This is a genomic window from Lutibacter sp. Hel_I_33_5 (assembly GCF_007827455.1).
GTDB lineage: Bacteria > Bacteroidota > Bacteroidia > Flavobacteriales > Flavobacteriaceae > Polaribacter.
Map to the genome: position 1 here is coordinate 944,573 of NZ_VISM01000001.1, position 13,648 is coordinate 958,220.

Sequence of the window (13,648 nt, forward strand, 5' to 3'; positions counted from 1 at the left end):
CCTAAAACCTGTTAGTTACCTTAAAAATAAACGACACTTTATAAAACATTTTAACTATGAAAAAAATATTCTTCATTTTCTTATTAATCAGTTCTTATGGCTTTTCACAAGACATGACTATAGATAAACTTGATTTTATCATTAAAAAAAATGCTGATAGTACAGCAGTAAATGGCAATTCTTGGAATTTTGCTGTTAATGGAAAATTAATGATTTGTATTGCAGATAAAAACGCGAATAGAATGCGGATTATATCACCGATTTCAAAACAAGAAAAATTGAGTGAAGAGCTATTATTGAATTCATTAATTGCAAATTTTCATACTGCTTTAGATGTTAAATACGCTATCTCTGACGGTGTTTTATGGTCCGTTTTTATTCATCCTTTAAAAGAATTATCAACTCATCAAGTTGAAGATGCAATTTCACAAGTATATTATGCTAGTGAAACTTTTGGGACAATTTACACCAGCACAAACCTTACGTTTCCAGGAAATACAAAGAAGAAAAAAGAAGTGAAGAAAAAACCTGTGTTAGAGAAAATCTAAAGAATTCATTGTTTGTTTTAGTTTTTTTACAAGCTCAATTATTTCATCTTCTGTATAACTTGCAAAACCAATTCTTATCGCATTATGGTTATTATTAGCTAAATCGTAACGTTCCCAATCGCCAATTTCTAATTGATGTCTTTTAGCAGTTTCTGATACTTGTTTCCACGTATATTTCTTATCTAGGATTGTCCAAACTGCCATTCCTCCTTTCGGAACCTCAAACGAAAAATAAGCACTCAATTCTTCTGTCATTAATTTACAAAACAAGTCTCTTCGTTGTCGGTAAATTTTTAATACTTTTTTAATATGTCTGTCTAAATCACCAGATTTTATAAACTCAGCAAAAGTGAGTTCTAACAAAGCATCACCTTGCCTATCAATATAGCGTCTATGTTTTGCAGCTTCATCTACAAAATCTTTTGGTGCAATTAAATATCCAATTCTAAAAACAGGTGCTACAGTTTTACAAACAGAACCTAAATAAATTACATTTCCTAAAGAATCGTGACTTGATAATGGTAATATTGGCGCATGATTATAATTGAAATCGTAATCATAATCGTCTTCTATTATCGCAAAATTGTACAGTTTTGATAAGTTTAATAAATGAATTCTTCTTTTTGCTGATAGTGTAACCGTTGTTGGATGATGATGATGCGATGTAACAAATACCGCTTTTATTCTTTTCTTCTTGCAAATCTTTTCGATTGCATCAGTGTTTAATCCATTTTCATCAACAGGAACGCGTAAAATCTTAGCTTTCGATTGCGAAAAAGTAACATCCGCAGCAATATAGTTTGTTTCGCCAACCACCACTAAATCGTCTTTTTTGAACAATAATATAGCCGTTAAAAAGATTCCCATTTGACTTCCTCTGGTTATCAAAATATTATCAATAGTTATTTGTAAACCTCTAGTTTCATTTAAATAAGAAACTAACGCTTCTCGCAAACGAATATTTCCGTAGGTAGATTTATAAGTCAATTGTTCTATCGTACTTTTTTTACTCGCAATTCTTCTGTACGTTCTAGCTATATCATCAATTGGCGTTAAACGATGATCTGAAACACCGTCATTTATTACTGTAAAATTTGTAAGCTCAGGAAACGTTTTTCGTTCTAATATTTTACTCTTTTTAAAAGAAAAATTTGCTTTACTTTTTATCGACTTTACGATATCGTTTGTAGATTTTTGATAGTGTAATAATGGTAAATCGGTATTTACAAAAGTTCCTTTTTTAGGAATACTTACAATCCAACCTTGCAATAATAACTCCTCATAACAAGCCACCACTGTTTTTCTATGAACATTTAACATTTCTGCCAAAACTCTACTGCCCGGTAATTTGGTATTACTCGGTAAAGTGTTATTTTTAATCAAAGTTATAAACTGATTTGACAACTGTAAATACAACGCTTGACTTGTATTTCTTTTTAATAGAAAACTGGTTTTATACGGAAACATAACTGGACTATTAAATATATTTATTCTGGATTAAAACAATAGTCCATAAATGTACTAATTTTGAACTATAAATTATAAATGATGATAAAAAAAGAATTAAACACTAGTGAATACAACAAATATTATTCAAGATATATAAATAGAGTTGAAGAAAACACAGAACTAATTTCTGGCTACGAAGCTGATAAAAAAATGGTGATTGACTTTTTTAATTCAATTCCTAAAGAAAAACACGAATTTAGATATCAACCTGAAAAATGGACCATAAAAGAAATTTTACAGCATATTGTTGATACAGAACGTGTTTTTATGTATCGCTTCTTATGTATTGCTAGAAATGACAAAACTGCTTTTCCTGGTTATGAACAAGATGATTATATCGCTCCTTCTGAAGCGAATAAAAAATCTATGGAAGCTTTAATCCATGAATTTACTGTTACCCGTTTATCATCATTAAATTTAATTAAAAGTATTTCTGAAGAAAATTTAAAAAATATGGGAACCGCAAGTAATTCGCCAATGTCAGCAAGAGCTTGTGCTGTTTTATTATTAGGCCATAGCATTTGGCATATTGATGTAATTAAAGAACGTTATCTATAGAAAATGTTAGAATTAAGACCCGGTTGCGAGCATTGCAATAAAGCATTACCTCATACTTCAACAGAAGCAATGATTTGTTCTTTTGAATGTACATATTGCAAAGAATGTGCTTTAGAAATCTTTGAAAATGTATGTCCAAGTTGTGCTGGTAATTTTGTGGAGCGTCCTATTCGTCCATCAAAAATGATTGAAAAATATCCTGCTTCAATCAAAGAAGTTTTTAAGCCAAAAGATTTAGAAAAAGCAAAAATTAATTCAGAAAAATATAAAAACATCAACCCAGGAGAACGTTAAAAAATGATAGAAATTAGAAGAGCAACAGTTGATGACGCTATACATATTGCTTTATTAGGTAGAATTACCTATACAGAATCGCATGGAGATTACATTGAGAATAAAGAGTATTTACTTGATTTCTACAATAAATATTATTCTGTTCATCAAATTAGAAAAGAGTTAAATGATCCAGAAAATTTATATTGGATTATCTTCTCAGATGAGCTACCTATAGGTTTTGCTAAACTTTCTTTAAATGTTAATTACGAAAAATCAGGAAGTACTAATTCGTGTAAACTTCAAAGATTATATATTTTGAATGATTTTATTGCTTTAAAAATTGGCTCACAATTGCAAGAAATTATTTTAAAGAAAGCAAAAGAATTAAAATTTGACCTTATTTGGTTAACTGCTTATTATAAAAATACGAAAGGAATTCATTTTTATAAAAAATATGGATTCGAAAATATTGGAAGTATCGATTTTTTTGTTGGTGAAAAGAATTATGAAAACTTAGTGTTCGCTAAAAAATTATAGAAATGAAAGAATATTCAAAATCAAAATTAAATCGTGTTAAAAGAGGTCAAAATAGAGCAACCTATGATGTTGAAAAAATCAACTCAATTTTAGATGCTGGCTTTATTGGATACGTAAGCTATGTGTATCAAGAACAAGCAATTACCTTACCGATGGCGTATGGAAGAAAAGATGATAAGATTTATCTACATGGTTCTCAAGCCAATAGAATGTTATTAACGTTATTAGAAACTGGTAAAATTAGCATGACGGTTATGCATTTAGATGCCTTAGTTTTAGCTCGTTCGGGACTGCATCATTCTGTAAATTACAGATCTGTTACACTTTTTGGTTCTGTTAAAAAAATTACAGATGATACCGAAAAAGATGCCGCTTTATTTTGTTTTATGGAACATATGATGAAAGGTCGTTGGGACGGAATTAGAGATATGCATAAGCAAGAATTAGACAGAACTTTAGTGGTAGAAATGACCATTGAAACCGCTTCTGCAAAAGTTAGAGATGTTGGTGTTGGAGATGAACCTGAAGATTATAATTTAGATGTTTGGGCAGGATTAATTCCTATAAAACAAGTAGCTGAATTTCCAATTCCTGATGAAGGAAAACCTAAAGGCATGGAAATTCCTAAACATATTATGGATTATTATGAGCAGCATAAACAATAAACTTACGGTTAGAGAATTTACAATTGACGATGTAAATTTTATAGTAGATTATTTTTATAATGCTACGGATGAATTTTTATTAGGTATGGGTGCTATCAAAGAAAAACTTCCAAAAAGAACATTATTTTATGATATAATTTATAGTGAAGTAGAAAAAAAATATCGCAATAAAAACCTGTATTATATTATTTGGCTATTGAATAATGAACCTGTTGGACATAGTCATATTAACAAAATTAACTTCGGAAAAGAAGCATATATGCATTTACATCTATGGAAAAACCCGAATAGACAAAAAGGTTTAGGTTCTGCTTTTGTAAAAGAAACACTTCCTTATTATTTTAAAAACTTCCAATTAGAAAATTTATTTTGCGAACCTTATGCAGAAAATCCTTCACCTAATAAAACATTATTAAAAGTTGGTTTTGATTTTGTTAAAGGATATGAAACTATACCTGGTACCATAAATTTTCATCAAAAAGTAAATCAATATATTCTTAGTAGAGAAAAGTTTATTACATTGTTTTCTTAAAATTAATCTCAACAATTAAGAATAGAAATGACTAAAAAATTCGATGTAATTATTCTTACCGAACCTAGATATGTAAATCCTACAAAAAAGGATATATATACCGAAAATGTTTTAAAAGAAGATAATTATGTAAAATTAGCTCTTGAAAAATTACACCTAAAAGTTGGAAGAATTTCTTGGGATGATCCTAATTTTGATTGGTCCTCAACTAAGTACATACTCTTTAGAACAACTTGGGATTATTTTGATCGATATCCAGAATTTTCTGACTGGTTAAATAAAGTAAGTCAACAAACTATTTTACTGAATTCCGAGAAAATTATTCGATGGAATATCGATAAACATTACTTACTAGACCTACAGAAAAATGGTGTACATATTTGCGAATCTTATTTTATAGAAAAAGGCGATTCTGATACTTTAAAAAAATTAGCTATCAAACACAAATTAAACGAGTTTGTGTTAAAACCATGTGTTTCTGGTTGCGCTAGGCACACTTATAAAATCAATCCTAAAAATATTGAAAATTACGAAGAAATTTTCACAGAATTAATAGCTAATGAAGCTATGATTTTACAACCTTTTCAATATAATATTGTAGAAAAAGGTGAACTTTCTTTAATGGTGATGAATGGTAAGTTTACACACGCTGTGTTAAAGGTTGCTAAAGAAGGTGATTTTAGAGTTCAAGATGATTTTGGTGGTTCAGTTCACAAACACACACCAACTCAAAATGAAATAGATTTTGCAGAAAATGCAGTAAAAAATTGTATCGAATTGCCTATTTATGCTAGAGTTGATATTTTTACAGATAATAACGGTAAATTAGCCATTGCAGAAATTGAATTGATTGAACCAGAATTATGGTTTAGAAATCATCCTGAAGCTGCAGATGAATTAGCAAATGGTATTCAACAATTAATCCAACAAAATGAAGAAAATAGGTAAAATTATAGCAGTATTACTTTTACTTGTACTAATTGCGATTAGTATTTTTTATGTTGCCAATAACGAAGATTTTCCTGAAGGAAAACAAGGTAGTGAAGCTGATGCATTAGCAAATAAAATGCTTACTGCTTTAAATATTGAAGCTTATAATAATACTCGATATTTAGAATGGAGTTTTAGAGGAAAACACTCTTATAAATGGGACAAACAGGAAAATATCGTTGAGGTTTCATGGGATGAAAACAAGGTGATTTTACACACTAAAAACTCAGAAAAAAGTAAGGTAGTTACTAATAAATCTGATGAAACTGAAAATGAACTTATTCAAAAAGCAACAGCATATTTTAATAACGATTCTTTTTGGTTAGTTGCTCCCTATAAAGTTTTTGAAAACGGAATTGAACGAAGTATCGTGAAATATAATGATAAAGATGCTCTTTTGATTACATATACTTCAGGCGGTACAACACCTGGAGATTCTTATTTATGGATTTTAGATGATTCGGGTAAACCAATCTCCTATAAAATGTGGGTGAAAATTATTCCTACTGGAGGAATGGAAGCTACATGGAATGATTGGACTACAACAGCATCTGGAGCATTTTTACCGACAAAACACGAATTACCTATTGGTACTTTAGACTTGGGAATGGTTAAAGGATATAACTAATCTTTGAATTCACATATTTTACATAAAGACGTTCAAGAATTTATAAACAAGAATTTAAAATCAGATATCACAAAACTGATATTAAAAGGAAGTCCTTTTGGTACAATTTCGAGCCAAGAATTAGCCAATCAACTTATTGCTAAACAAAAATCTGAAAAGAAATTACCGACTTGGTTCCAACAAGAAAACATCTATTTTCCTGCAAAAATAAGTATCGAACAAACCTCATCTGAAATTACGGCAGCATATAAAGCTAAACTTGTTTCTGGAACTTCAATAATTGACATCACTGGTGGATTTGGAGTTGATAGCTTATATTTCTCCAAACATTTTAAGGAAATAACACATTGTGAAATCAATGAAGAATTATCAGAAATAGTCAAGCATAATTTTAATGAACTGAAGATTAAAAACTGTTCTTTTTTTATTGGTGATGGAACAGAATATCTAAAAAACAGTTCAGAAAAACTTGATTGCATTTATATTGATCCTTCAAGAAGAAATGACATCAAAGGGAAAGTTTTTTTATTAAAAGATTGCTTACCAAATGTTCCAGAAAACATCGATTTTCTATTTAAAAAAACGAATCAAATATTAATTAAAAACTCCCCTATTCTTGATATAACAAGTACAATTAATGAATTAAAACATGTAAAAGAAGTTCATGTTATTGCCATAAAAAACGAAGTAAAAGAATTATTATTTTTACTAGAAAAAGGCTACAATAATGAGGTTTCTATCAAAACAGTAAACTTTAAAAATGATGAAGAAGAAAAGTTTGAATTCAGTTTAAATTCAAAATCAACATCAGAATATGAAAAACCACTCACCTTTTTATACGAACCAAATTCAGCTATTTTAAAGTCAGGGGGGTTTCATGAAATTACTGAGCAAATAGAAGTGAAAAAATTACATCAACATTCACATTTATATACTTCTGAAACATTAGTTGAGTTTCCAGGTAGAATTTTCAGAGTTATCAACGTAATATCTTACAATAAAAAAGAACTGAGAAAAGTTAAAAAAGCGAATATTACCACTCGTAATTTTCCCAGAACTGTTGCTCAAATTAGAAAAGAAACAAAAATTGAAGATGGTGGAAACACCTATTTATTTTTCACAACAGATTTAAATAATCAACTTAAAGTTATTTTTTGCAATAAAGTTTAATTCTTACATCTAAAAAATTCTTTAACTTTAATTACCTTTGAGTTTATAGAAAAGTAGATGCAAACCACAACCTATCAATCTTTAAAATTCAAAGATTCTAAAAACTCCATTTTAGATGATACCGTTGTTATCGAAGCTCCTTTACAAATTAATATTAATAATCAACCTTATACGGTTGTTATGAGAACTCCAGGCAATGATTTGGAGTTGATTAGAGGATTGCTTTTTGCTGAAGACATTTATAAATCTTCTCAAAATATTGAAGTACACATTACCGAAGAAGATAATTACTCAAGTATCATAAATTGTACGATAACAAAAGATAAAATTGGTAAAGGCTATTTAAATAAACGCACATTATTGTCGGTTTCATCCTGCGGAATTTGTGGAAAAAAAGAACTTTCTGATATTAAAGTATCAGGAGAAAAACTAGCCAATCACTCTCAAATTTCACGTCAAGAAATTAGTGATATGTATGCTAAAATGTATCAATATCAAGAAACATTTAGAGCCTCTGGAGGAAGTCATGCAGCAGCTGTTTTTGACACATCAAAAGAACTTTTAACGATTAAAGAAGATATTGGCAGACATAATGCAGTTGATAAATGTGTTGGGGATTTATTAGAAAATAATCAACTAAAAAAAGGGAAAAGTCTTTTTGTTAGCGGAAGAGTTTCTTATGAAATTGTATCAAAAGCATTTATTGCAAAAATCCCTATTATTGTTGCAGTTTCAGCCTGTTCTTCACTTTCAATCGACTTTGCTAAAGAATTCGGAATTTGCTTAATAGGTTTTAGTAGAGAAACAAAAATGACGGTATATTCGAATCCACAATATGTAAATTATGAGTGAGAAGAAAATACATTCACAACCACCAGAAAAGTTAACAGGAATAGAATTAATTGATATTCCTACATCTGCTGTTGGTGCTAAAGCAATTTCTTCTGCATTAACGCATATTAAAAATGAAGTTGGTATAAAAAAAGCAATTGGCTTATTAGCTAAAATAAATCAAAAAGATGGCTTTGATTGTCCTGGATGTGCATGGCCAGACCCAGATGCAAAGCGTGCTTTTTTAGCAGAATATTGCGAAAATGGTGCAAAAGCTGTTGCAGAAGAAGCGACTAAAAATAAAGTATCTCCTCTATTTTTTGCTTCACATACGGTTCAAAAATTATCTGAATGGTCGGATTATGAAATCGGAAAAAGTGGTCGAATTACACACCCGATGTATTTACCAGAAGGAGCAACAAACTATCAAGAAATTTCTTGGGATGATGCTTTTAGTCTTATCGGAAAAGAACTAAATGATTTAGATTCACCAGACGAAGCAATTTTTTATACATCTGGTAGAACAAGTAACGAAGCTGCATTTTTATATCAATTATTTGTGCGTCAATTCGGAACAAATAATTTACCTGATTGCTCTAATATGTGCCACGAATCTAGTGGAGTTGGATTGTCAGAAACATTAGGAATTGGAAAAGGTTCTGTGACGTTAGATGATTTTAATCATGCCGATTTGGTTATTGTTATGGGACAAAACCCTGGAACCAATCACCCAAGAATGTTAACTGCATTAAGTGATACAAAGAAAAATGGAGGAAAAATCATTACGGTTAATCCGTTACCAGAAGTTGGTTTACTGAATTATAAAGATCCACAAAATCCTTTAAAGTGGATTGGTAAAGGTCAAGATTTAACCGATCTATTTTTACAAGTTAAAATTAACGGTGATGTTGCGCTGTTAAAAATCATCTTAAAATTGATGAAAGCTCGTGATGAAAAAACTGGAACCGTTTTTAATCATCAATTTATAAAAGAAAAAACGGCAGGATTAGAAGAATTATTGACAGATTTAGACACTTTTTCTATTGATGAATTATTACCGCAAACTGGTTTATCCTTAGAAAAAATAAAAGAAGCTACAGAACTCATTATCAACAATAATAAAATAATTATTTGTTGGGCTATGGGATTAACTCAGCATAAAAATGGGGTTGATAATATTCGAGAAATTGTAAATCTTTTACTATTAAAAGGAAGCATTGGTAAAAAAGGAGCTGGAACTTGTCCAGTAAGAGGTCATTCTAATGTACAAGGAGATAGAACAATGGGAATTTGGGAGAAACCCAAAGATGCTTTTTTAGATAATTTAGAAAAAGAATTCTCCTTTAAAGCACCAAGAAAACATGGATATGACGTAGTTACAGCAATTGAAGCAATGCATAAAAATGATGCTAAAGTTTTTATTGGAATGGGCGGTAATTTTATTTCCGCTACACCAGATACTGAGTTTACTGCTGAAGCATTAATAAATTGCGATCTAACTGTTCACGTTTCCACAAAATTAAATAGAAGTCATTTAGTTCATGGTAAACAAGCATTGATTTTACCTTGTTTAGGGCGATCAGAAAAAGATATTCAAAAATCTGGAGAGCAATTTATTTCGATTGAAAATTCTATGGGAGTTGTTCATCAATCTCATGGACATTTAAACCCATGTTCTGAAGGTTTTTTAAGTGAACCTGCAATTGTTGGAGGTATTGCAACTGCAACTTTAAAAGAGAATAAAACAAACTGGACAACCTTAGTTTCAAATTATGATTTAATTCGTGATAAAATAGAAGCTACAATAGCTGGATTTGATAATTATAACAATCGTGTAAGAATTAAAGGTGGTTTTTATTTACCTAACAATGCGAGAGAAAACAACTACTCTCCTACTCAAACTGGCAAAGCAAATTTCACAATTAATAAACCATCAGATATCAGATTAGAGGAAAATCAATTTATGATGATGACCATTAGAACTCATGATCAATATAATACCACAATTTACGGTTTAGATGATAGATATCGTGGTGTTTTAAACGAACGACGAGTTATTTTTATGAATCCTGATGACATGAAAAATCAGCAATTAACAAAATTAGATAAAGTTGATTTGGTTAGCCATTTTAATGATGAAGAAAGAGTTGCCAAAGGTTTTTTAGTAATTCCTTATGCAATTCCTAAAAGCTGTACAGCAACTTATTTTCCTGAAACTAATGTATTAGTTCCTATAAAGAGTAAGGCTAGAAAAAGCAATACACCAGCTTCGAAAACGGTGATTATTACTATTCATAAACAATAAAAAACTTACATTGAAAAAAATAATTATACTTATTACCCTTTTTATTTCTTCTATAGGAATTTCTCAAGAAATAATACCGACTAAAAAAACTCAGAAAGGATTTGCTGCTTTAGATTTTTTATCAATTGATATGCCTTCTAACACAATTTTTCCAAACGAAGCAAATATGAGTTTTACAGGAATACATTATAACTTAAAATTATCTGATTTTTATACAGGTATAGGTATTTATGGAAGTGTAACAGGTAAACGCGGTGGTTTTTTCACATTAGGTGTTAATGCAGGTTATAAAAAACTATTGTCTAAAAAAATCTTTTTAGATACTGGTTTTCATTTTGGTGGCGGAGGTGGCGCTGGTGCTCCAGACGGTGGCGGTGCTTTTATTTTACCACATTTTAATATTGGATATCAATTTGAGAAATTTTCTATTACAAGTGGCTGGAGTTATGTTAACTTTTTTGATGGTGGAGATATTAAAAGCCATCAATTAAATGTTGCGCTACAAATCCCTTTTGATTTCGACTATACCAACAATAAATTCACTGAAAGAGAATACTCTTTAGGTGCCTTAAAAAAGACTGATTGGAATAAAAAACCTAATAGATTATCATTAATGATGCATTTAAATAATTTATCAATTAATGGAAAACAGAAACTAACTGATGGAACATCATTAAATGGAAAAACGATAAGATTAGCTGGTTTTGAATTAATTTCCTATTTAAATGATAATTGGTTTACTTTTTTAAGAGCTGATGGCGCTTATCATGGAATAAAAGCTGGTTATATGGATATATTCTTTGGAGGTGGCTATCATCTTTCATTCAATAAAAACCGAACAAATATTCAAGCTAAATTTGGAATTGGGGCAGGCGGCGGTGGCGGCGTTGACACAAAAGGTGGTTTTTTAATTTATCCTGATATCTCTATTGAGCAAAAATTATTTAATAACATTTATGTATCTCTTAATAAAGGGTACTTAATGACTCCAGATAGTCATTTTTACACTTCAACTTTTGGTGCTGGTATAAAGTATTATATGAACACTAATGGAGTGAAAACTAATGGAGTGAAAACTAATGGAGTGAAAACTAATGGAGTGAAAACTAATGATAATAGTTATTCTAATGCAAAATTTAAAGGCTTTGAAACAATTTTAAAACATGACATCTATTTTCATGCTGACAGACAAACAAATCCTATAGAAAATTTACATCAAATTTCTTTTCAAATGAATTTCCCTATTAGTAAAAACATTTACTTAGCTGGACAGACTTCATTTGCTAATTTTGGGAATGCTGGTGCTTATGCTGAAGGAATTGTTGGTTTTGGTGTAAAATCTAATTCATTTTTGAATAAGAAAGTAAATTTATTTGCCCAAGTTTTAACTGGTGCTGCAGGTGGTGGTAATATTAGTACTGGACAAGGTTTAATTGTTAAACCAAGTATAGGAACTTATTATAAATTAAATGATCAATTAAGTTTACGAGGTTCTTTAGGATATGTAAAAGCTAGAGGTGGAAAATTAAGCAGTCCTTTAATCAATTTCGGAATCAGTTATCATTTTACTTATTTAAAACTTTAATAAAAGGTTAAAAGGCTTTCTGTTTCCAGAAAGCCTTTTATAATCAATTTTTAAATCCCCCAATTTATTATTGATTCACTTTATTATTATAACTTCATTCAAATTTAAATTATCTAATTCTTTTTTTTCTTCAATTTTCGTTAAAGAACCTAAATTGTTCGATGAACGGATAATTATGATAGTTTTTTAACAAACAAATTATGTAAAAAACTTGTCTCAATTTTATTATTTTTTATCAATTTAATTGCAGTAAATAAAATAACTGTTGTAATTGCTGCTATCGATAAATAGATAAACATGTCAGCATTAGTGATACCTAATAGTAAGGCTTCATTTGTTTCAACTGGTGGCATTATCTGTAAAAATCTCATAATAACTAAATTCTATATCAAAGATACTTTAGTTGTGAAATCTAATAAGTCAAAATTCGATAAGTGGTATAATATTATAGATAAGTGGTTTTAAAAAATAGATATAGATTATAATAGGTTAAGTCTATTAAGTAACTCTCCTTTATTTGTTCTACTTACTGGAATTACATCTCTGTTAATTAATACTGAATTATCTTCTATATCAATTATTTGAGTAATGTTTATTACGTACGATCTATGCACTCTAAAGAATATTTTTTCTGGTAATTTTGAAAGTACTTTTTTTAATGTAGAATGAACGATATAACTATTTTCTTTCGTTTTAATCTTTACATAATCCCCTTTTGCTTCAATAATAGAAATATCATCTATATTAATTTTAACGAGTCTTTTATCTACATTAACAAAAAGTGTTTCTTTTTTTTCTGTAACTTTTTCTTCTTCTGTAATTATTTGTACCTGCTTGTTCTTTGCTTTTTTTATTGATTTTTCTAACCGATCAAATTGTATTGGTTTTAAAAGATAATCTACAATACATTCGTATTGAAAAGCATCAATCGCAAAATCTTTATCAGAAGTTGTAAAAATTATATTTGGAGGATTCTTAAGTGTATTAATAAAATCAAAACCAGAAAAATTTGGCATATGTATATCCAAAAATATAAGATCAACTTTATTTGTATTTAAATATTTTAATGCATCAATCGCATTAGAAAATTCATCAATAATTCTTACATCTGGTAATTTATCACAGAGTTTTCTTAAAACTGCTCTAGATAAATTGTCATCATCTATTAATAATGCATTCATATTTTAATTGTGGGGAATATTTTTTAAATAAATAGTAATTTTTTTAATGGTATCCATAAACGAATTTTCCAGCTTTAAATTAGAGTTAATCAACTGTTTTTCAAACTCATTAGCTAATTCATATTCCTTTTGGAGACCTAATATATTAATTTTATGCTTTAATTTATGCACATTTTCTGCACTTTTTTTAAATTCTTTGTTTTTTATGTTATTTTGAAACTCTTCAATTTCGAGTGGCAACTCTTTTTTTAGGATAGAAATTATCTGATTTTGAAACTCTAAATCTCCATCTGCTAATTCTATTATATAATTTATATTTGGCTTATCCATATA

At 29.3% G+C, this 13,648-nt stretch carries 16 protein-coding genes; 12 read left to right on the plus strand and 4 right to left on the minus strand.

The window, feature by feature from the left end; all coding sequences use genetic code 11:
- Positions 1-56: 56 nt before the first annotated feature.
- The gene (locus tag OD91_RS04085) at positions 57-548 is read left to right on the plus strand and encodes a hypothetical protein (protein ID WP_255513169.1); all 492 of its coding nucleotides are present in this window, start codon (positions 57-59) and stop codon (positions 546-548) included.
- Here OD91_RS04085 and OD91_RS04090 read toward each other — a convergent pair.
- Positions 534-2,015: a PLP-dependent aminotransferase family protein gene (locus tag OD91_RS04090; protein WP_144895121.1), complete on the minus strand. Its 1,482-nt coding sequence runs from the start codon at positions 2,013-2,015 to the stop codon at positions 534-536. The genes OD91_RS04085 and OD91_RS04090 overlap by 15 nt on opposite strands.
- An 81-nt stretch (positions 2,016-2,096) precedes the next feature.
- Here OD91_RS04090 and OD91_RS04095 point away from each other — a divergent pair, with 81 nt between their 5' ends.
- From OD91_RS04095 to OD91_RS04145, 11 genes are read left to right on the plus strand one after another with little or no spacing between them, the layout of a single operon-like run.
- Positions 2,097-2,615, plus strand: a complete 519-nt coding sequence (locus OD91_RS04095) for a DinB family protein (protein ID WP_186434391.1) — start codon at positions 2,097-2,099, stop codon at positions 2,613-2,615.
- A 3-nt stretch (positions 2,616-2,618) separates the two neighbouring features.
- Positions 2,619-2,909: a DUF1272 domain-containing protein gene (locus OD91_RS04100; RefSeq protein WP_144895123.1), complete on the plus strand. Its 291-nt coding sequence runs from the start codon at positions 2,619-2,621 to the stop codon at positions 2,907-2,909.
- Positions 2,910-2,912: 3 nt separating this feature from the next.
- Positions 2,913-3,428: a GNAT family N-acetyltransferase gene (locus OD91_RS04105; RefSeq protein WP_144895124.1), complete on the plus strand. Its 516-nt coding sequence runs from the start codon at positions 2,913-2,915 to the stop codon at positions 3,426-3,428.
- Positions 3,429-3,430: 2 nt separating this feature from the next.
- Positions 3,431-4,093: a pyridoxamine 5'-phosphate oxidase family protein gene (locus tag OD91_RS04110; RefSeq protein ID WP_144895125.1), complete on the plus strand. Its 663-nt coding sequence runs from the start codon at positions 3,431-3,433 to the stop codon at positions 4,091-4,093.
- Positions 4,074-4,625, plus strand: a complete 552-nt coding sequence (locus OD91_RS04115) for a GNAT family N-acetyltransferase (RefSeq protein ID WP_186434392.1) — start codon at positions 4,074-4,076, stop codon at positions 4,623-4,625. Before OD91_RS04110 ends, OD91_RS04115 begins: the two co-directional genes overlap by 20 nt.
- Before the next feature lie 27 nt (positions 4,626-4,652).
- On the plus strand, positions 4,653-5,573 hold the full coding sequence (locus OD91_RS04120; protein ID WP_144895127.1) for a RimK family alpha-L-glutamate ligase: 921 nt from the start codon (positions 4,653-4,655) through the stop codon (positions 5,571-5,573).
- Entirely contained in the window at positions 5,557-6,243 is a 687-nt protein-coding gene (locus tag OD91_RS04125; RefSeq protein ID WP_144895128.1) for a hypothetical protein, read from the plus strand. The genes OD91_RS04120 and OD91_RS04125 overlap by 17 nt, the downstream gene beginning before the upstream one ends.
- 3 nt (positions 6,244-6,246) lie before the next feature.
- Positions 6,247-7,413 carry a class I SAM-dependent methyltransferase gene (locus OD91_RS04130; protein WP_144895129.1) on the plus strand — a complete coding sequence of 389 codons (1,167 nt, stop codon included), beginning with the start codon at positions 6,247-6,249 and terminating at the stop codon, positions 7,411-7,413.
- Positions 7,414-7,470: 57 nt separating this feature from the next.
- Positions 7,471-8,265: a formate dehydrogenase accessory sulfurtransferase FdhD gene (fdhD, locus tag OD91_RS04135; RefSeq protein ID WP_144895130.1), complete on the plus strand. Its 795-nt coding sequence runs from the start codon at positions 7,471-7,473 to the stop codon at positions 8,263-8,265.
- The gene (locus OD91_RS04140) at positions 8,258-10,549 is read left to right on the plus strand and encodes an FdhF/YdeP family oxidoreductase (protein ID WP_144895131.1); all 2,292 of its coding nucleotides are present in this window, start codon (positions 8,258-8,260) and stop codon (positions 10,547-10,549) included. The genes fdhD and OD91_RS04140 overlap by 8 nt, the downstream gene beginning before the upstream one ends.
- A 10-nt stretch (positions 10,550-10,559) precedes the next feature.
- Positions 10,560-12,134 (plus strand): hypothetical protein, encoded by a 1,575-nt coding sequence (locus OD91_RS04145; RefSeq protein WP_144895132.1) that lies wholly within the window; start codon positions 10,560-10,562, stop codon positions 12,132-12,134.
- 173 nt (positions 12,135-12,307) lie between these two features.
- Here the strand turns inward: OD91_RS04145 and OD91_RS04150 are convergent, their stop codons facing one another.
- From OD91_RS04150 to OD91_RS04160, 3 genes are all read right to left on the minus strand, one after another.
- Entirely contained in the window at positions 12,308-12,505 is a 198-nt protein-coding gene (locus tag OD91_RS04150; RefSeq protein ID WP_144895133.1) for a hypothetical protein, read from the minus strand.
- Between the two features lie 108 nt (positions 12,506-12,613).
- A complete protein-coding gene (locus OD91_RS04155; protein ID WP_144895134.1) occupies positions 12,614-13,315 on the minus strand; it encodes a LytTR family DNA-binding domain-containing protein in 702 nt (233 codons plus the stop codon).
- A gap of 3 nt (positions 13,316-13,318) precedes the next feature.
- Entirely contained in the window at positions 13,319-13,645 is a 327-nt protein-coding gene (locus OD91_RS04160; RefSeq protein WP_144895135.1) for an Hpt domain-containing protein, read from the minus strand.
- Positions 13,646-13,648 lie beyond the last annotated feature (3 nt).